11 protein-coding genes and 1 riboswitch are annotated in these 19,292 nt (G+C 65.0%); of the genes, 4 read left to right on the forward strand and 7 right to left on the reverse strand.

Annotation, left to right across the window (positions count from 1 at the left end; translation table 11 throughout):
- Positions 1 to 121: 121 nt before the first annotated feature.
- A complete protein-coding gene (locus Q5H93_RS22125) occupies positions 122 to 265 on the forward strand; it encodes a hypothetical protein (protein WP_305008889.1) in 144 nt (47 codons plus the stop codon).
- 80 nt (positions 266 to 345) lie between these two features.
- Here Q5H93_RS22125 and Q5H93_RS22130 read toward each other — a convergent pair whose 3' ends face one another.
- A complete protein-coding gene (locus Q5H93_RS22130) occupies positions 346 to 870 on the reverse strand; it encodes a gluconokinase (protein WP_305008890.1) in 525 nt (174 codons plus the stop codon).
- Between the two features lie 177 nt (positions 871 to 1,047).
- Positions 1,048 to 7,197, reverse strand: coding sequence for an Ig-like domain-containing protein (locus tag Q5H93_RS22135; RefSeq protein WP_305008891.1), 6,150 nt, complete (start codon positions 7,195 to 7,197; stop codon positions 1,048 to 1,050).
- A 166-nt stretch (positions 7,198 to 7,363) separates the two neighbouring features.
- Positions 7,364 to 7,437, forward strand: a riboswitch (Fluoride riboswitch).
- 51 nt (positions 7,438 to 7,488) lie between these two features.
- Between Q5H93_RS22135 and Q5H93_RS22140 the strand changes: the two genes are divergently transcribed.
- The gene (locus tag Q5H93_RS22140; protein ID WP_305008892.1) at positions 7,489 to 8,766 is read left to right on the forward strand and encodes a chloride channel protein; all 1,278 of its coding nucleotides are present in this window, start codon (positions 7,489 to 7,491) and stop codon (positions 8,764 to 8,766) included.
- Here Q5H93_RS22140 and Q5H93_RS22145 read toward each other — a convergent pair.
- A complete protein-coding gene (locus Q5H93_RS22145) occupies positions 8,755 to 9,894 on the reverse strand; it encodes a putative sensor domain DACNV-containing protein (RefSeq protein WP_305008893.1) in 1,140 nt (379 codons plus the stop codon). The genes Q5H93_RS22140 and Q5H93_RS22145 overlap by 12 nt on opposite strands.
- Before the next feature lie 198 nt (positions 9,895 to 10,092).
- Between Q5H93_RS22145 and Q5H93_RS22150 the strand changes: the two genes are divergently transcribed.
- Positions 10,093 to 10,704: a hypothetical protein gene (locus Q5H93_RS22150; RefSeq protein ID WP_305008894.1), complete on the forward strand. Its 612-nt coding sequence runs from the start codon at positions 10,093 to 10,095 to the stop codon at positions 10,702 to 10,704.
- Between the two features lie 10 nt (positions 10,705 to 10,714).
- A complete protein-coding gene (locus tag Q5H93_RS22155) occupies positions 10,715 to 12,769 on the forward strand; it encodes a cation:proton antiporter (RefSeq protein ID WP_305008895.1) in 2,055 nt (684 codons plus the stop codon).
- 29 nt (positions 12,770 to 12,798) lie between these two features.
- Here Q5H93_RS22155 and Q5H93_RS22160 read toward each other — a convergent pair whose 3' ends face one another.
- The 4 genes from Q5H93_RS22160 to Q5H93_RS22175 form a co-directional block, all read right to left on the reverse strand.
- On the reverse strand, positions 12,799 to 15,297 hold the full coding sequence (locus Q5H93_RS22160; RefSeq protein WP_305008896.1) for a PAS domain-containing protein: 2,499 nt from the start codon (positions 15,295 to 15,297) through the stop codon (positions 12,799 to 12,801).
- Positions 15,298 to 15,575: 278 nt separating this feature from the next.
- Positions 15,576 to 17,678, reverse strand: coding sequence for a glycoside hydrolase family 97 protein (locus Q5H93_RS22165; protein WP_305008897.1), 2,103 nt, complete (start codon positions 17,676 to 17,678; stop codon positions 15,576 to 15,578).
- 27 nt (positions 17,679 to 17,705) lie between these two features.
- Positions 17,706 to 18,158 (reverse strand): GNAT family N-acetyltransferase, encoded by a 453-nt coding sequence (locus Q5H93_RS22170; RefSeq protein WP_305008898.1) that lies wholly within the window; start codon positions 18,156 to 18,158, stop codon positions 17,706 to 17,708.
- Positions 18,159 to 18,281: 123 nt separating this feature from the next.
- A complete protein-coding gene (locus Q5H93_RS22175; RefSeq protein WP_305008899.1) occupies positions 18,282 to 19,256 on the reverse strand; it encodes a T9SS type A sorting domain-containing protein in 975 nt (324 codons plus the stop codon).
- Positions 19,257 to 19,292: the final 36 nt, after the last annotated feature.

A 19,292-nucleotide genomic window follows, 5' to 3' on the forward strand; every position in this document is an offset into this window, starting at 1 on the left:
AATTGCCGACGAGTATTTGGCAATTGCCTACTGACACTTGGCAATTGCCGGCAAGCACTTGGCAATCGCCGGCAAGCATTTGGCAACTGCCTACTGACGCTTGACAATTGCCTGGAAGCACTTGGCAATCGCCGAATGCTTCGAGGCAATTGCCGACGAGTGTTTGGCAATTGCCGGCAACCATTTAGCAATTGCCAAATACGACTTGGCGATTGCCGGCTGGTACTTGGCAATTGCCGGCAAGCATTTGGCAATCGCCAAGTAGCGGCCGGCGATTGCCAAATGCTTGTTGGCAGTTGCCAAATGCTCGTCGGCAGCTGCTGGGAGCTGGCGGGCGAATGGGGCTTAGGCTACCATCACCGGCTGGCCGAGGTGGGCGACGATGGTGGCCACGGCAGCGGCCGCGGGCAGCTCGAGGGGAACGCGCAGGCCGTAGGCAGGGCGCTCCAGGGTGCTGAGCTGCGAGGCCAGCATCTGGGCCTTCATGTAGTGGCCCTTGCGGGCAGTGAGGCGGGCTTCGAGCACGGCGTCGGGACCGTCGAGGAAGGCCCACTGCAGGGGGCGGGCGGCCTGGCTTTGGAGGGTGGCGCGGTAGGCTTCGCGCAGGGCGGAGCAGGCGAGCACGGCGCCGCCCGCCCGTTGCCACTCGGCCACGGCGGCGGCCAGGGTGGCGAGCCAGCCGGCGCGGTCGGCATCGGTGAGGGGGATGCCGGCGGCCATCTTTTTGACGTTGGCGGCGGGGTGGAAATCGTCGCCGTCGTGAAACGGCAGGTGCAGGCGTGCGGCCAGCAGCTCGCCCACCGTAGTTTTGCCGCTGCCCGACACGCCCATGACAATGATAACGTTACCGGGAAGGGGGGCGGCGGGCATAGGCATTGGGCGGGTGGCGAGGCAAGAGGAACAGACCGGCAGGCAGCCCGGGGCAAGGGCCAGGAACACCAACGGCGGGCGCGGGCATTTGTTCAGCTTCGCCCCGAAAAACAAAAGCCCCGCCGCCAACACTGTGGCGACGGGGCTTGCGGAGTGGTCAGCGCCTAAGCGCGGGACTTAGTCCACCGTCAGACGCTTGTAGACCGTGGTGGTGCCGGCCTGCAGGCGCACCAGGTACACGCCCGAGGCCACGTGGTGCAGGTCGAGCTCGGTGCGGGCGCCGCTGGCCGGCAGGGCCAGCAAGTGCTGCTGTACCGTCTGGCCGAGGGCGTTGAGCAGCGTCAGCTCGACCTTGCTGGCCCCGGCGATGGCCGGCACCTGCACGGTGCAGGTGCTGTGCGCGGGGTTGGGATACACCAGCACGGCGGCCGTGAGGGCGGCCGAAGCCGTGGCCGTGATGGTAACCGTGACGGCGGCCGAGGCAGCCGAAGCGCAGCCCGTGGCCGAGGTGGTGACGACCGTGTAGCTGCCGTTGCTGGCGGCCGAGGTCACCACGTAGGTCGGGCCGGTGGCGCCGGGGATGGCCGTCGGGCCGAAGTACCACTGATTGCCGGTAGCGGCGCTGCTGGTGAGCGTGCCAGCGGGGCTCTGGGTGATAACCGGGGTGGCCGGCAGGGGCTCAACGGTGACGGCCGTGGCGGCCGAGGTGGCCGAACAGCCGGCCGCGGTGGTGCCCACTACGGTGTAGCTGCCGCCGGCCGTGGCGGTGATGCTGGCCGTGGTGGCGCCGTTGCTCCAGAGGTAGGTGTCGGCGCCGCTGGCCGTGAGCACCACGCTGCCACCCTGGCAGAAGCTCGTGGCGCCGGCGGCGGCAATGCTCACCGTGGGCACGGCATTGATGGTGGCCACCACGGCCGTGCGCGGGCCCTCGCAGCCACTGGCCGATGCGGCGCTCACGTAGTACGTGGTGGTGGCGTTGAGCACGGGAGTGGTGTAGGTGGCCGCCGCCGCGCCGTTGATGGGCGTGCCGCCGATGGCCTGGGTGTACCACATGTAAGTGCCGCCCGTGGGCGTGCCGCTGGCCGTGAGGGTGAGGCTGCCGGGGCCGCAGTTAGCGGTGGGCGTAGCGACGCTGGGGGCAGCGGGCAGCGGGTTCACCGTGACGGTGGTGGCTACCGGGGCGGCCACGCAGCCGGCGGCTACGGTGCCGGTCACGGTGTAGGTGCCGCTGGTGCTCACGGTGATGCTGGCCGTGGTGGCCCCGGTGCTCCAGGTGTAGAAGTTGGCGCCGGTGGCCGTGAGGACCACGCTGCCGCCCTGGCAGAAGCTGGTGGGGCTCGTGGTCGTCACCGTCACCACCGGCAGGGCGCTGATGGTGGCTACCACGGCCGTGCGGGGGCTTTCGCAGCCGCCGGTGCCCACCACGCTCACGTAGTAGGTGGTGGTGGCGTTGAGCACGGGGGTGGTGTAGCTGCCGCCGCTGACGCCGGCAATGGCCGTGCCGCCCGTGGCCGTGGGGTACCAGGCGTAGGTGGTGCCGGTGGGGGCGCCGCTGGCCGAGAGGGTGAGGCTACCGGCGGCGCAGCTGGCCGCGCCGGTGGTGGCGGGGGCGGCGGGCGTCGGGTTCACCGTCACGGTGGTGGCGGCCGAGGTGGCCGGGCAACCGGCGGCGCTGGTGCCCGTCACAGAGTAGCTGCCGCTGGTGCTCACGGTGATGCTGGCCGTGGTGGCGCCGGTGCTCCACTGGTAGGTAGCGACGCCGCTGGCCGTCAGGGTTACCGAGCCCCCCGAGCAGAAGGTCGTGGGGCCGGCGGCGGCAATGCTCACTGTGGGCACGGCGTTGATGGTGGCTACCACGGCCGTGCGCGGGCTCTGGCAGCCGCTGGCCGACACCGTGCTCACGTAGTACGTGGTGGTGGCCGCGAGGCTGGGGGTGGTGTAGCTGGCCGCCGTGGCGCCGCCGATGGCCGTGCCGCCGGTGGCCTGGGTGTACCAGGCGTAGCTGCCGCCGGTGAGCGTGCCGCTGGCATTCAGCACCACGTTGCCGGGGCCGCAGTTGGCGGCAGGGGTTGTGGTGGGGGCGCTGGGCAGGGGGTTCACGGTCACGGTAGTGGCCGTCGAGGTGGCCGGGCAGCCGGCGGTGCTGGCACCGGTGACGGTGTAACTGCCGCTGGTGGTTACGGTGATGGTGCGGGTAGTAGCGCCGGTGCTCCACACGTAGGAGTTGGCGCCGTTGGCCGTCAGCACCACGCTGCCGCCCTGGCAGAAATCCACGGGGCCGCTGGCGTCAATTTCTACCAGGGGCACTGCGTTGATGGTAGCAACTACTTCCGAGCGGGGGCCTTCGCAGCCGCCGCTGGTGAGGGCGCTCACGAAGTACGGCGTGGTGGCCGTCAGGCTGGGCGTGGTATAGTTGGTGGCAAGGGTCACAACAACGGGCGTCCCCCCCGTTGGCTGGGTGTACCAGGCGTAGGTGCCGCCGGCGGGGGCGCCGCTGGCCGTCAGGGTCACGCTGCCCGTACCGCAGCGGCTGGCCGGCGTGGTGATGGGGGCGCTGGGCAGGGGCGTCACGGTTACCACGGTGGCGGCCGAAGTGGCCGAGCAGCCGGCGGCGCTGGTGCCCGTCACGGCGTAGCTGCCGCCGGTGGTCACGGTGATGCTCGGGGCCGTCGAGCCGTTGCTCCACTGGTAGGTAGCGGCGCCGCTGGCCGTGAGCACCACGCTGCCGCCCTGGCAGAAGGTGGTCGAGGTAGTCGTGCTGATGGTCACCACCGGAACGGCGTTGATGACGGCCGACACGAGGGTGCGCGGGCCCTGACAGGCCGCGTTGCCGCTGCCCGTGCTGATGGCTACATAATAAGGAGTGGTAACCGAGAGGCTGGGCGTAGTGTAGGTGGCCGCCGTGGCGCCGGCAATGGCCGTGCCGCCGGTGGCCTGGGTGTACCAGGCGTAGGTGCCGCCCGCAGGGGCGCCGCTGGCCGTCAGCGTCAGGCTGCCCGCGCCGCAGCGGCTGGCGGGCGTCGTCGCCGTGGTGGGGGTGTACTGCACGCAGTAGGGCGTGGTGCCCGTGATGGTGCCGCCCTGGGTGCTCACCACTACCGGCCCGCTGGTGGCGCCGGCCGGCACGGTGAAGGTCAGCGTCGTGCCGCCCGCGCCCACCGTCACGCCCGCGATGGTCACGCCGTTAATGGTCACCGTAGTACCGCCGCTCACGAAGCCCGTGCCGGTCACCGTCACCACCGTGCCCACCGGGCCCGTGGCCGGCGAGATGCCGCCGATGGTGGGCACGGCGTACAAGCCGTTGCCGCTCAGGTTCACCACGTAGGTGCCCAGCGCCGAGGTCAGGCGCAGGGTACCCGTTTGGGCGCCCACAGTGGTGGGGCTGAAGGTGACGTTTACCGAAGCCGTGCCGCCGGCCGGCACCGTCGTCGGGGCCGGGCCGCTCACGGCGAAGTTGCCGGTGGTGGTCACGCCGGTCAGCGTCAGCGCTCCCGAGCCGGGGTTGGCCAGGATGAAAGTAGCGGCGGCCGAAGTCGAGCCCACTGTCTGGTTACCAAAGTTGTAAGCCGTGCCGTTGCTGGGGTACGGGAAGCCGCCCTGCGTCACGACCAGCTGCGCGGCCACCGTCACGGTGAAGTTGGTAGCGCTGGTAGCGGTGCCGCCGGGCGTCGTCACGGCAATCAGGCCGGTCGAGGCACCGTTGGGCACGGTGAAGGTGATGCTGGTGCCGGTGCCGTTCACGGTGAAGCCATTCACCGTCACGCCGTTCAGCGTGAGGGCCGTAGCGCCGGTGAGATTGGCACCGGTCACGGTCACGGTGGTGCCCACCGCGCCACTGGCCGGCGTGAAGCTGGCGATGGTGGGTGCCAGTATGCCCAATAGCACGCTCACAGTGTTAGCGCCCGAGTTCATGGCGGCCAGGTCGAGGCGGCCGTCGCCGTTCACATCGGCCAGGGCCGTGCTCGCCGTGCCCAGGCCGGTGGCAAAGTCGGTGCGGGTGCCGAAGGTGCCGGCGCCGGTAGCCAGCAGCACCGAGGCATTGTTGGTGCCCTGGTTGGCGGTGATGATATCGAAGCGGCCGTCGCCGTTCACGTCGGCCAGGTCCACGTCCTGCGGGGTGGCACCGGTGTTGTAGTCGGTGCGGGCCAGGTAGCCGCTGCCGGTGGCGGCGGCGCTCAGCAGCACGCTCACGCCGTTCACCGAGTTGTTGCCGGTCACGATGTCGAGGCGGCCATCGGCGTTGAGGTCGCCCAGGGCCACGTAGAAGGGCGTCAGGGCTGTGGCGTAGTCCACTCTGGCGGCGAAGTTGCCGGCGCCGGTGCCCAGCAGCACGCTCACGCTGTTATCATTCAGGTTGCTGGTCACGATATCGAGCCTGCCGTCGTTGTTCACGTCGCCCACGGCCACGCCGTTAGGATTGGTGCCGGTAACGTAGTCGGTGGGGGTACCGAAGATGCCGTTGCTCAGGTTGAGGTACACCGAAACGGTGTTGCCGAAGCCCGCCGTAGCGTTGCCCGCGTTGCTCACCACAATGTCGAGGCGACCGTCGCTGTTCATGTCGCCCACGGTCACCAGGCCAGGCACATTGGAGGCCGGGTATTGGGTAGGAACACCCAGGCCGGCGCCCGTATTCAGCAGCACGCTCACCGAGTTGGTCGTGCTGTTAGCCACCACCACGTCGAGGCGGCTGTCGCCGTTCATGTCGCCCAGCACGATGCCCAACGGGCCGCTGCCGGCCGCGTAGTCCACCCGCGTGCCGAAGGCCCCGGTGCTGGAGCCGGGAAACACCGACACGGTGTTGTCGGTGGTGTTGGCCACCACAATATCAGGCCGGTTGTCGCCGGTGATGTCGCCCATCACCATGTCGCCGGGGTTGGTGCCGGACGTGTAGGCCACCGGTGCCCCAAAGCGCCCCGACGAAGCCGTCGTGGCCGTGGTAAACTGGTAAGTGTAAGGAACTGCCACGGCACCCGTGGTGCTCTGCACCGTGCTGGGCACGGTCACGCTCACCGTTTCGCCGGGCAGGAATACCGGCGAGGTCAGCGGCAGCGTGGCCGTGGTGCCGCTTATCGTGGACAGGCCCATGGTCCGCTGCCCTTTCCCCAGGTTACCAAACACCCGGATGTTATTGGAGGCCAGCAAAGCCGGTGTGGCGCTGAACGTCACCGCAATGTTCGAGGCCAGCGGGGCATTCACCACGTTGGCCACCGGGCTGCGGCTGGTCACGCTGAACGTAGCCGGGGCGGTGCAGGAAACCGTAGCTGCCCAGCCATTATATTCCGTATTCACATCGGAAATAAAGACGACCGTGAGCTGCCCGGTAGCATTGGTCGCCGTTACGGTACCGGGGCTGACAGTGCCCGTGTACGTGCCGATTAGCGTTGAGGCAGCGCTGGGGCCGTCGTAGATAGACAGCCTGTCCCAGTTCTGCTCAAGCTCGAAGCTTGTAAAAGCCAGGCGCACCTTGGCCCCGGCCGTAGCCGGCGAAAACACCTTGGTATAGTTTTCATTGCTCAAGTAAGTTCCAGCCGCGCCGCCCGAGTCGTAGAACGTGCCCGAGCAGGTCGTCACGGGCGTGTTGTTCATCAGGAAGGTGTTGGTCGTCACGCAGGAAATGGCCGCCGCGAAGCCCGAGGGCGTCTGCGACACGTCGGAGGTAAATACCACCGTGAGCTGGCCGGTAGCGTTGGTCGCCGTTACGGTGCCGGGGCTATTCGTGCTGGTATAAGTGCCGATGGGCGTCGAAGCCGTGCTCGGCCCGTCGTAAATCACTAGGTTGTCGAAGCCATTTTCCAGCTCGAAGCTACTGAACGTCAACCGCATTTTGGCGCCCGCCGTTGAGGGCGTCAGCGTCTTGATGTAGGTTTCATTGTTGTAGTAGGGGTCCGTCGGTCCGCCCGAGTCGTAGAGCGTACCCGAGCAGGCTGTCACCGGGTCGTTGTTCATGAGGTACTGGCCGGCAGTCGTCACCACGAAGTTGGTGACGCTGGTAGCCGTTCCGCCGTTCGAGGTCACCCCAATAGGGCCGGTAACGGCCCCCGCCGGGACAATAGCCGTTATTTGCGTCGAGTTAAAATTGCCACTCGTGACGCTCACGCCCCCAATGGTAACGTAAACCGGGTTGATAAACGGGCCGCCCGTGATAATAACGGTGCTGCCCACCGGCCCGCCCGTAGGCGCAAAGCTGGTGATGGACGTCTGGGCCTGTGTGCTTTGCACCAACCCAATCGATAGCAGTAAAACCAACAGCCAGGCCAACGGATACCGCCACACGGGGAAAACCATACGGCCGGATGGCCGCAGCGCGGGAGTAAAGAGTTGTTTCATGAAAATGAAGCTAAAGTGAAGGCCCAAAGATAGTGTAAGCCCGCTAGTGTTTGAAGAAAAAGGTCAAGATTTTAGCAGGAATTCCATAATAAAACCCATGCCGATTAGCAGGTGCTAAATTTTAAGGCATTGCTTCCGCAACTGCGGCCAGCCTGTATCTTCGCATTTCACTTACGGCGATGGATTTCCGCCCCGAACCGCTGACGGCCCGCACGTCACGCTGATGATTCCTGCGCTTCGGCCCGGCCTGGTTGGCGGGGCCGCTTGTTTCATCCTGCCCGTTCGCCCGCTATGCGTCGTCCCTCCTATTCTTTCCGCCGACAAGCAGTGCGTTTGCGAGCATTCAGCCCGGTGGCAGCCACGCAGTTCCTGTTGCGCTGGCTGGTGCTGGCCAGCCTGGTGGGCGCCCTGGCCGGCACCGCCTCGGCGGGCTTTCTGGTAGCGCTGGACTGGGCGACCCGCTGGCGCGAGGCCCACCCCTGGGTGCTGGCGCTGCTGCCGGCGGCGGGCCTGCTCATCGGCCTGGCCTACCACCATTTCGGCGACCGCGTGGCGAAAGGCAACAACCTGATTCTGGAGGAAATTCACCGTCCCAGCGGGGTTATTCCGCTGCGCATGGTGCCGCTGGTGCTGGGCGGCACCCTGCTCACCCACCTCGTGGGCGGCTCGGCCGGGCGCGAGGGCACGGCCGTGCAGATGGGCGGCGCCCTGGCCGACCAGCTCAGCCGCTGGCTGCCGCCGGCCGAGCGGCGCCTGCTGCTCATTGCGGGCATGAGTGCGGGCTTCGCGGCGGTGTTCGGCACGCCGCTGGCCGGGGCCGTGTTTGGGCTGGAAGTGTGGCTGCTGGGCACCATCCGCTACGAGGCGGTGCTGCCCAGCTTTCTGGCCGCCGTGCTGGCCGACTACGTGACCCGCGCCTGGGGCGTAGGCCACACCGCCTACCCTATGCTGGCGGCGCTGCCGCTTACGCCCTTGGCGCTGGGCGGCACGCTGCTGCTGGGGGCACTGTGCGGCCTCACGGCGCGCAGCTTTGCCGGGCTCACGCACGCGGTGGGGCGCTGGTTTGGGCGCATCAAGTACGCGCCGCTGCGGCCGGTGCTGGGCGGAGTGTTGGTGGCCGGCAGCATGGGGGCGCTGGGCACCATGCGCTATGCCGGCCTGGGCGTGCCGGTCATCGTGGAGGCCTTCCAGCACCCGCTGCCGCCCCAGGATTTTGCGCTGAAGCTGCTGCTGACGGCCCTCACGCTGGGCGCGGGCTTCAAAGGCGGCGAGGTGACGCCGCTGTTTTTCATTGGGGCGGCGCTGGGCTCGGCGCTGGCCCTGGTGCTGCCGCTGCCGGTGGCGCTGCTGGCGGGCATGGGCTTCGTGGGCGTGTTTGCGGGCGCGGCCAATACGCCGCTGGCCTGCACGCTGCTGGGGCTGGAGCTGTTTGGCAGCGGGGCGGGTATTTACCTGGGCTTGTGCTGCGTGGTGGCTTATATGTTTTCGGGGCAGCGGGGCATTTATGCGGCGCAGGTGCTGGGGCAGGCCAAACTGCCGCGCAGCTTAACATCCTCCTCACATCAATAACACATCGATGCGGTGCGCGTGTACCGTTTCCAGGGCCACCGACCAGGCAAAAACGGTAAAATACCCATCCTGCGAGGCCACCATGGCCACGGCATCGCGCTGGTCGAAGACGAACTGGGCGGCGGCCAGGTGGCGGGTGCCGCCGTTCTGGGCCGGGTGCAGGGTTTGCATGCGGCTATCCACCACGGGCTCGGTTAGTATCATCTGCTCCACGGGCGTGCTGTGGGCCGCCCGCGTCACCTTGGCGCCGAAGGCCAGCACCTCGTACTGCTGCGTGATAACGGTGGCGCCATCCACGGCCGTGAATCCGCCCACCGTGCCAATAGCCTGCTGCAAAGCCGGCTGCCAGGTGGCGCTGCGCAGCAGCGCGGGCTGCCGCAGCAGCCGGGCGATGCCGGTGTAGGGCGGCAGCACGGGATAGTTGAGGGGCTGCACGATGGACTCTTGCCACTGCTCGGTGTGCGGCGGCACCACCAGCAGCAAGCCGCCGCGGCCGTGGGCGCGCATGGCGGCGGCCAGCTCCACGAGCACGTTGTCGGCGGCATTGGTGGCGGTGGGCAGGGGCAGGCTGGGCAGCGAGGCCAGCAGGGCCGGGCAGTCGGCCAGGCCGGCGTTGGTTTCGTCCACCACCTTTATCTGGTCGCCGCGCATCACGGCCACGTTCACGAACTTCCCGAAGCCGTCGGCCCGGCGGTGCTTGGCCACCAGCACGCCGGGCTCCACCACCTCCACCACGAAGCACAGGGGCGGCAGCCCCGTGGCCGTGCCCCACACGTAGAGCTCCTCCGCCTCGTACCACACGCCCAGGTGAATACCCGGCTGCTCCACCGCCGGGGCCAGCTTGATGAGGTGTTGCGGCGTGAGCCGCCGCCGGTGGCCGAATACCAGCGCCTGCCCCGCCTGCCCGGGCGGCAGCAGGGCCAGGGTGATGCGCGGCGGCCGCCCCTCCTCCTTGCGCAGGCTGGCCCAGAACGTAGCGTCGATAATAGCCTCCACCAGCGCCACCGACGGCAGTTCGGCCAGATGCTCAAACCCCAGCTCTTCCGCCGACAGCCGGTGCTGGCGCAGGTGTTCGGCAATGGTGGGCGCGACCATGCGGGCCGCCAGGTAGCTGGGTTCAGAAAGCATCGGGAAAGGAAGTAAAACGGCCGGTTTGCAGCAACAAAGTAAGGCGGCAGAATGCTTAAAACCGGGCTACGCCAACTGCTTCGCGCGGCGGCCGGCGGGCGCCACCCGGAGGTTGATTTACCAACCCTCCCCTACCTCAGCCGTAAGCTTTGGCAGTAGCCTGTGCCGCGCCGTTGCCGCCCAATCCCCCGTTGCCGCATGAAAAAACCCGCCCTTCTCCTTCTCTTCCTGTTAGTTCTGGCCAGTTGTAAAGATGAAGCCCACGAGCAGCAACTGCAAAAGCGCGAAGCCGAAATCACCCGCCGCGAGCAGGAAATTGCCCGCCGCGAAAACGCCTTAGCTGTGCGCGAACAAAGCCTGCTTCAAAAGGAACAAACCCCGCCCGCCGACACCCTGCAGCAGGTGCAGCCCGCCGATACGGCCCTGCTGCGCACCCTGCCCGGCACCTGGGCCACCCGCATGAGCTGCATCGAAACCGACTGCCCCGGCTCGGCCATCGGCGACAGCAAGAATGAGCAATGGGAGTTTGCGGTGGAGCAGAATACGGTGCGGGCCACAGCTACGGCCAACAAGAAAATCATCCGCGTGTACACCGGCACCCTGGAGGGCAGCGAGCTGAAAATGACCGCCCAGCACATCCCCAACGAAACCCTGCCCGACGCCAGTTTCACCGTGCTGCTGCAGGCCAGCGGCGAGCGCCGCCTCGAAGGCCGCCGCGAAATCAGCAAGCCCGCGCCCGACAACTGCCGCATCGTGTATGCCCTGGAGCTGACCAAGGAGCCCGTCAAGGCCACCATTTCCATCCGCTAACCCTGCGCCGATGCTATCGACTTTGCTACTCAATGCGCTGGAGTTTTCGCTGCCGCTGAAAAACCCGGTCATTATCTTCTCGCTGGTTTTGTTTATCATCCTGTTTGCGCCCATTCTGCTGCAGCGCATCAAGGTGCCGCACATCATCGGGCTCATCCTGGCGGGCACGCTGGTGGGCCCCTACGGCCTGAACCTGCTGCAGCGCGACAGCAGCATCGTGCTGTTCGGCACGGTGGGGCTGCTGTACATCATGTTTCTGGCGGGGCTGGAAATCGACCTGAGCGAGTTCCGCAAGAACAGCGGCAAGATTCTGGTTTTCGGGCTCGTGACGTTCGTGCTGCCGCTGAGCTGCGGCGTCGTGGCCAGCCACTATGTGCTGGGGTATAGCATGATGTCGTCGGTACTGCTGGCCAGCATGTTCTCCACGCACACGCTGGTGTCGTACCCCATTGCCAGCCGCTACGGCATCACCCGCAACCGCGCCGTGACGCTCACCATCGGCGGCACCATGATTACCGACATCCTGGCGCTGCTCATCCTGGCCGCCATTTCGGGCATGACCAAGGGCACCGCCGATGCCGCCTTCTGGGTGCGGCTGGGGGGCTCGTCGCTGGTGTTCGTGGGCCTCGTGTTTTTTGGGTTTCCGCCGGTTATCCGCTGGTTTTTCAAACGCTTTACCGACAGCGTTTCGCAGTACATTTTCGTGCTGGCGATGGTCTTCCTAGCGGCCTTCCTGGCCGAGGCGGCGGGCATCGAGGCCATTATCGGGGCCTTCTTCGCGGGGCTGGTGCTCAATCAGTTCGTGCCCCACTCCTCCCCGCTCATGAACCGCATCGACTTTGTCGGCAATGCGTTTTTCATTCCGTTTTTCCTCATCGGTGTGGGTATGCTGGTCGATGTGAGCGTGCTGGTGAAGGGCACCGGGGCGCTGAAAGTGGCCGGCGTCATCGTCGTCATCGCCATTGCCACGAAGTACATCGCGGCCAAATTCACCCAGAAAGTCTTCCGGATGACGCCCACCGAGGGCGACCTGATTTTCGGCCTCAGCAGCTCGCACGCGGCCGCCACGCTGGCCATTATCCTGGTGGGCTACAACATCATCGTGGGGGAAACGCCGAACGGCGACCCCATCCGCCTGCTCGACGAAGACGTGCTCAACGGTACCATTCTGCTCATTCTGATAAGCTGCGCCATCAGCTCGTTCCAGGTGGAGCGGGCGGCTCGCGCCCTGGCCCTGCAGGAGGAAAGCGCCACCCCCGGCACCGACGACAGCGGCGAGAAAATCCTCATTACCATGGCCTACCCCGACACCGTGGTGGACCTCGTGGACTTCGGCCTGCTGCTGCGCCCGCGCAAAAGCACGGTGCCGGTGTACGCCCTGCACATCGTGAGCGACGACGAGGCCGACGCCCAGGAGGCCGCCGGCAAAAAGATGATGGACCAGGCCCAGATGCACGCCGCCGCCACCGAAAACACCCTCCTGCCCCTGCTGCGCTACGACGCCAGCCGCAGCAACGGCATCATTTACAGCATCAAGGAACAGAAAATCACCAGCACCCTGCTAGGCCTGCACCGCGATGCCGACGCCGACAACCTGCTGGGCCCCGTGGCCGCCAAAGTCCTCGAAAGCACCATCGAAGAGCTGTTTGTGTACCAGCCGCGCCAGCCGCTCAATACCCTCACGCGCATTGTGGCCGTGGTGCCGCCGCTGGCCGAGCAGGAGGTTGGGTTCGGGCACTGGCTGGGCACGCTACGCACCATTGCCAAGGAGGCCGGGCTGCCGCTGGCACTGTATGCCGCCCCGGCTACGCTGCAAGCGCTACGCGAAGCCAATGTCACCGACACGGCCCTGAACAACGTGCAGTACAGCACCTTCGAAAACTGGGATGATTTCCTGATTTTCAGCAAGGAAGTGCGCGCAAACGACCTGTTTCTGATTGTTTCCTCGCGGCCGGGCCACGTTTCCTACCTGCGGCAACTGGCGCGCCTGCCGTATTACCTCGACCGGTATTTCCGCGAGAATAGCTTCCTGCTGCTGTTTCCGCACCAGGTGCCGGCGGCGTAGAATGTGTAGCGCGAAACGCTGTTTCCGCGCTACTGCGGTTCTTTGCTACCCCGCGTCAGCTCCAGCAGCATCCGGCACAAATCAGCTTCCTGGAAAGGCTTCGTGACGCAGCCGTTCATCCCGGCGGCCAGGTATTTTTCCTGGTCGGCCGCAAAAGCGTTGGCCGTGAGAGCAATGATGGGGATAACAGCCCGCCCGGGGTCCGGATTCTGGCGAATCGCCATCGTCACCTCCACCCCATTGAGGCCGGGCATGTGAATGTCGAGCAAGGCCGCATCGTACTCGTTTTCCTGGAGTTGATGCAGCGCCTCGGTACCGTTGGCCACGGCATACACCTCCACGCCCCAGTGTTCGAGCAGCACAATGGCAATCCACTGATTCACGAGGTTATCTTCGGCCAACAGTACCCGCAGGCCGCGTAGTCCTTCGAAATTGTTTTCGAAAGTGACGACAGGCTGCTCGGCCAGCTCTTCGGGGGCCCGGGGCAGCGTGAGCACGAAGGAAAACGTGGTGCCTTCGCCCAACGTGCTGCACAGCAGCAGCGTGCCACCCATGTGATGCACCAGCTGCTCGCTGATGGCCAGCCCCAGGCCCGTGCCGCCGGAGCGCCGGCTGGTTTCGGCATTGGCCTGGGCGAAGGCGTCGAAAATGTGCGTATGCTCTTCGGGTGCAATACCTACCCCACTGTCTTCCACCCAGAAACGCAGAGTTAGCGCCTGCGGCGTTTCGCGCAGCGGCGTGATACCCAGCCGCACCTGCCCGCGCATGGTGAATTTGATGGCGTTGCTGAGCAGGTTGAGCAGCACCTGGTGCAGGCGGTAGGCATCGCCCACCACGCGGGCCGATTCCAGGATAAGCGGCTCAATTACAAACCGCAGGCCCTTCTGCGAGGCCAGCGGCGCCACCGTCTGCTTGGCGCCGTGCAGCAGCACGCTCAGGTCGAAGGCGGCAAGGTCGAGCTGCAGGTGGTGGGTGGTGATTTTGGCTAGGTCCAGCACGTCATTTACCAGCGCCAGCAGGTGTTGGCCAGCCTGTTGCATAGTCACCAGGTATTCCTGCTGCTGCGGGGTGAGGGTGGTGCGTTTCAGCAGCGCCATCATGCCCAGCACACCGTTGAGGGGCGTGCGAATTTCGTGGCTCATGCGCGACAGAAAGGCTTCTTTGGCCTGGGCATTGGCCTCGGCTTCCTGCTTGGCATTTTTCAGGTCGGTAATGTCGGTGCTGACGGCCAGCACATCCGTTGAGCCATCGGTGCGGCGCAGCGGGCGCATGTGCATCTGCATCTGGCACACTTCGCCGTTTGCCAGCGTCACGGGTAGCTCGCCGCTCACCGATTTGCCCGTCTGCTCCACCTGTTGGCGCCAGGCTCTGATTTGGGCCACCTGCTCCTGCACCACCCGGTCGCGCTTCTCGGGGTGTATGTGCGTGCTCAGCGCCGTTATCTTGTCGAAAGCAGCATTGTGAAACGACACTTTATTCTGCGCGTTTATCACGTACACAACGTTGGGCAAAGCATCCACAATCAGCCGAACAAAATCCTGTTGCTCACGCAGCAACACCTCACTAAGCTGGTGCTGCTGCTCGGCCTCGTAGCGCGCCGTGATGTCGATACCCGAGCCTACCATCAGCTGCAGCTGGTCGTCGGCCCCGAATACGGCCCGCATGGTGCGCAGAATGTGCTTGGGCCCCGTAGCGCTCATCATGGTTTCTTCCCAGGTCACGTCCTGCCGCATGCGGATGGCCTGGCCAAAACGATGTTCGCGCTGCTCGGCCAGCGCCGCCGGTCGCTGCCGAAACGCCAGGTACTCCGCATCGGTCATACCGATGATATTCCGGCGCATCACCGGGTCGGCAATGGCCGAGGGGTTGACGAACACGTAGCGGTGCTGGCTATCGAATACGGCCACATCGACGGGCAGGAAGTTCAAGATGGACTCGTAAAACTCCTGTTGCTGTGCCACTTTGGCTTCCACCAGCTTACGGTCGGTAATGTCGATGCCCGTGCCAATCATAAACCGCAGTTCGCCATCCTCCTCATAAATTGGCTTCAGATGCCGCAACACGTAGCGCGGTGCCCGGCCATCAAGCAACGCATCCTCCCAGCTCACCTCCCGCTTTTCGTCGCGGGCCTGCTCAAAGCCGCGCTGCCGCTGCGCCGTCACGGCTGGCGGCCGCTGGTGAAAAAGACATACCTCCTCGTTGGTTTTGCCCAGCATCCAAACCCGCTTTTCCAGGTCCGGCTCCACGGCCGGGTTCAGATACAGGTAGCGAAACTCGGTATCGACGACAGCCACCGCTACGGGAATTTGCTCCAGCACAGTCTCGTAGAAATGGCAGCGCTCGAACAGCTTTTGTGCCTCCTGTTGGTTCAGCATTAGGGCGTTTGCGACATTGTCGCGCTGCTGCTCCAGGGCGGCTATACGGGCTTCGGCCGCCGCCAGCGCCGCTTCGGCCTGTTGGCGGCGCTCCCGTTCGGCGGCCAACTGGGCAGCCCAGGATATGGGGTCGGAAGGTAGATGCGTATCCATGGCGCCATATAACCAGAGGGGTGAGAAGTAGAAAGCCCGTAAGTCAATGCCTTTGTCAACCTGACAACTAGCAGCAATTCAGCGGCATTATTGGAAAACTCGCAGTTTTGCTACCTAAACTACTACTTGCGTACCGGAAAAGAAGCAACTGCGTTGCCAATTTTCAGACCAACCGCCGCCCTAATGCGCCTATGTAATTAGCTGACTGATAAATAAAAAACGGCAGGTTTCCCAAAAATTTAGGAAACCTGCCGTTTCGGCCACTCCAACGGTTGAGCTTAGCGCAACGGCTTGATGCTAATGGCCGTGCCGCCGCCGGCGGCCAGCTGCAGCTTCAGGGTGGTTTTGCTGCTCACTTTCTGCTTCCGAATCTGGTACGCCTCAGGGTTTTTATCCCACGAAGCGCCCTTGCCGTCGGCGTAAATGGTGGCTTCGTACTGCTGGCCAAGCTTCAGAAAATCGAGCTTTACTTCCTGATTACGCGCTTGTTCGTCGGTGATGGCGCCGAGATACCACTCGTCCTTGCCCTTGGCCTGGCGGGCAATGGCGAGGTAGTCGCCGGGCTCGGCCAGCAGCACGCGGGTATCGTCCCAGTCCACCGGCACATCCTTGATAAACTGAAAGGCGTCGAGGTGCGGCTCGTAGTTTTCGGGCAGGTCGGCGGCCATCTGCAGGGGCGAGTACAAGGTCACGTACAGCGCCAGCTGCTTCGTTAAGGTGGTGTGCATCTGGCGCTCGGGGTGGCCGGGCACGTGGTTTTTGAGCTTGAAGATGCCGGGCGTGTAGTCCATCGGGCCGCCCATGAGGCGGGTGAAGGGCAGGATGGTTTCGTGCTCGGGCGGGTTGCCGGCGGGGTCGAAGGCGTTGAACTCGTTGCCGCGGGCGGCTTCGCAGGCCAGCCAGTTGGGGTAGGTGCGGTGCAGGCCGGTGGGGCGCACGGGCTCGTGCATATCCACCATCACGCGGTGGTTGGCAGCCACTTGGGCCACGTGCACGTAGTGGTTGCTCATCCACTGGCCGTCGTGGTGCTCGCCGCGCGGGATGATGCGGCCCACGTAGCCGGTCTTCACGGCCGGGTAGTCGTGCTTGTTCATAAAATCGTAGGCGGCCTCCAGGCGGCGCTCGTAGTTGGTGACCGAGCCGGAGGTTTCGTTGTGCATTATCATGCTCACGCCCTTGCTTTTGGCGTACTGCTGAATGTTGGTCACGTTGAAATCCGGGTACGGCGTCACGAAGTCGAACACCTCCTCCTTCCAGTTGCCAAACCAGTCTTCCCAGCCGGTATTCCAGCCCTCCACCAGCACGCCCTGGATGCCATGCTTCGCCGCAAAGTCGATGTAGCGCTTCACGTTCTGCGTATTAGCGGCATGGCGGCCGTGCGGAATCAGTTGGCCCTTAGCGTCGAGCGTGTCGGTGCGGTCGGCGTAGCTCCAGGTGCCGGTGCCGATTTGCATTTCCCACCACACGCCCACGAATTTCATGGGCTTAATCCAGCCGGTGTCCGCGATTTTGCTGGGCTCGTTGAGGTTGAGAATGAGCTTCGAGGCAATAATGTCGGTGGCTTTGTCGCTCACTACCAGCGTGCGCCAGGGCGTGTGGGCCGGGGCCTGCAGGTAGGCCTTGGTGCCCACAGCATCGGGCACCAGCTGGGCCTTCAGGTGGTGGGTGGCGCGGTCGACGTGCAGCTGCATGGCCGGGTAGTTCACCTGCGCCGCCTCGTGAATGTTCACGTACAGGCCGTCGTCGGCCTTGAGCATCAGTGGGGTGGCTACGGCCTGGGCATCGGGCGCGTCGCGCACGGCAATGCTCTTGCCCGCTTCCACTACGGGGCGGTTGTCCACGGCGCTCAGGCGCGAGCGGGTATAGGCGTACTCGTTGGTGTCGTAGTCGCCCGGAATCCAGAAAGCGGTGTGGTCGGCGGGTAGGTTGAACTCGGTCAACTCGTCGCTCACGGTGAAGTAGTTCAGGCTTTTCTGCGCCGGAAACTCGTAGCGGAAGCCCAGGCCGTCGTCGAACAAACGGAAGCGCAGCACCAGCCGGCGGTTCTGCGCGCCGGCCTGCCGCAGGGTCACGGCCAGCTCCTGGTAGTGGTTGCGAATCTGCTTCACCTCGCCCCACACTGGCGCCCAGGTGTCGTCGTGCCGGCTGCTGTCGATGCCGGCCACGGTAAAGCCTTTATCGAAGCCGGCCTGGTCTTTCAACAAAATACCCAGGCGGCTGGGCGTCAGCACTGTTTTCTTGCCGTGGCTGAGCTGGTAAGTGGGCTCGCCCGCGGCGTTGAGAGCGAAGCGCAGAGCCAGCTTGTGGCTGGGCGAGTGGATGGTTTGGGCTTGCGCAAAAGTGATTTGGGCCACAAGCAAAGAAACGAAGAGGGTTCGCATGCAGATTATTTCCAACCAGAAATCAATTTATTCTTCAACTCTATAGAAGCCGCGCCACTTATCGGCCGTCATCTCAAACTTCACTTCTCCATTTGGCCGCAAACCCGAGCTGTGCCACCCGGCGTGCCGGTAAAAGCCTTCGGCGCGGGTGCCGGGCGTGGTGCCCAGCCACAGTGTTTCATAGGTTTGCGCAAAGTACCAATCCAGCATCGTGTCGTGCAGGGCGCGGCCGATGCCCTGGCGGTCGTAGCCCGGCTGCATAAACAAGGCCCACACGTTGCTGCCCATCAAATCAACAATGGCAAAGCCAACAATCTGACCTTCTATGACGGCCACCCAGCCTTTGCCCCGTTGCGTCAGAAACTCTACGTAATCCGCTTCGGTGACGAGGCCGGGGTTGGAAAGTACGTTTTCGGTGACGGCGAAGCGAATAACCGCCAGTTGGGGAATGTCGGCCAGTTGGGCTTCTCGGAGTAGCATCGGCGGGAACGGCGGTAGGAAAGCACGAATGTACTGCGCCCGTCGCGGCGAATGCGCAGACGCTAAAAGCGGCCAGCCGCGAATCACTCCGCCGCTGGCCGCTTCTCATTTCAACTCAACCAACTATTCCACCACCAGCTTGCGGGTCGCCACTTTGTCGCCCACCTGCACCTTCACCAGGTAAGTGCCGGCGGCCAGGTCGCCGGTTTGCACCTTCAGGTCGTGGATGCCGGCGCTCTGGGTTTGGCTCAGCAGCGTTTTGGCCTGGCGGCCCACCAAATCAGACACTACCACCGCCACCGGCTGGGCGCCGCCGAGCACGCGGTAGCTGATGGTGGACAAGCCCTGGGCCGGGTTCGGGAACACGCTCATGGCCACCACGGCCTCATCGGCCTGGCGGGTGCCCAGCACCACGTTGAGTGTGGCCGACTGCGTGCCGGCCAGGGCCGAGAAGTCGGGACGGAAGCCGAGATTGTTGTTGGCGTTGCCAGTAACTTCCGGGATAACGTCCGACGACCAGTAGCCGTCGCCGCTCACGTAGGCCGCCAGCAGGTGCACGATGGAAGCGCCCGAGGGCAGGCCCATCGCGGCGTTGTCGAAATCCATTTCGAAGGCTAGCGAGCCCGCACCACCACTGTTTTGGCTGCCGGGGTTGCCGTCCATGTTGGTGGGTGAAGCCATGTAGGCCACCTGTGTGCCCGCGAAGAGGGCGTAGGCGCCGGTGGTTTCGGAGGCCGGAAAGGGGTTTACGGTGCCGTCGGTGAGGATGGCGGCGCCGCCGCCCAGCGACTTGGCCGTGGCGCTGGTAGCCGAGCTGAAGACGGCGGCCTGCACGTCGCCCGAGCCCTGCATGGCGAAGGCGGCATCTACCTCCATGTCCAGCTTGGTGCCGCCGTAGTTTTTGGCCGGGTCGTTGGGGTCAAATACGGTGCCGGGGCCGGTGATGTCGGGCAGCGGGGTACCGTCCGGCACACCCGTTCGGCCCGGCAAGTCCATGTATATCTGAAAGTTATTGCCGCTGGGCTCGGGGTTGCCGGCCAGCGCCACGCAGAGCTTGCGGCCGGTGTTGGCGCCGTACATATGCAGCAAACCAAACATGCCAAACCCGGCCGTGGGGATGTGCGTGGGCGTGAA

Origin of the sequence: Hymenobacter aranciens (assembly GCF_030580865.1) — a bacterium.
GTDB classification, from domain to species: Bacteria; Bacteroidota; Bacteroidia; order Cytophagales; family Hymenobacteraceae; genus Hymenobacter; species Hymenobacter aranciens.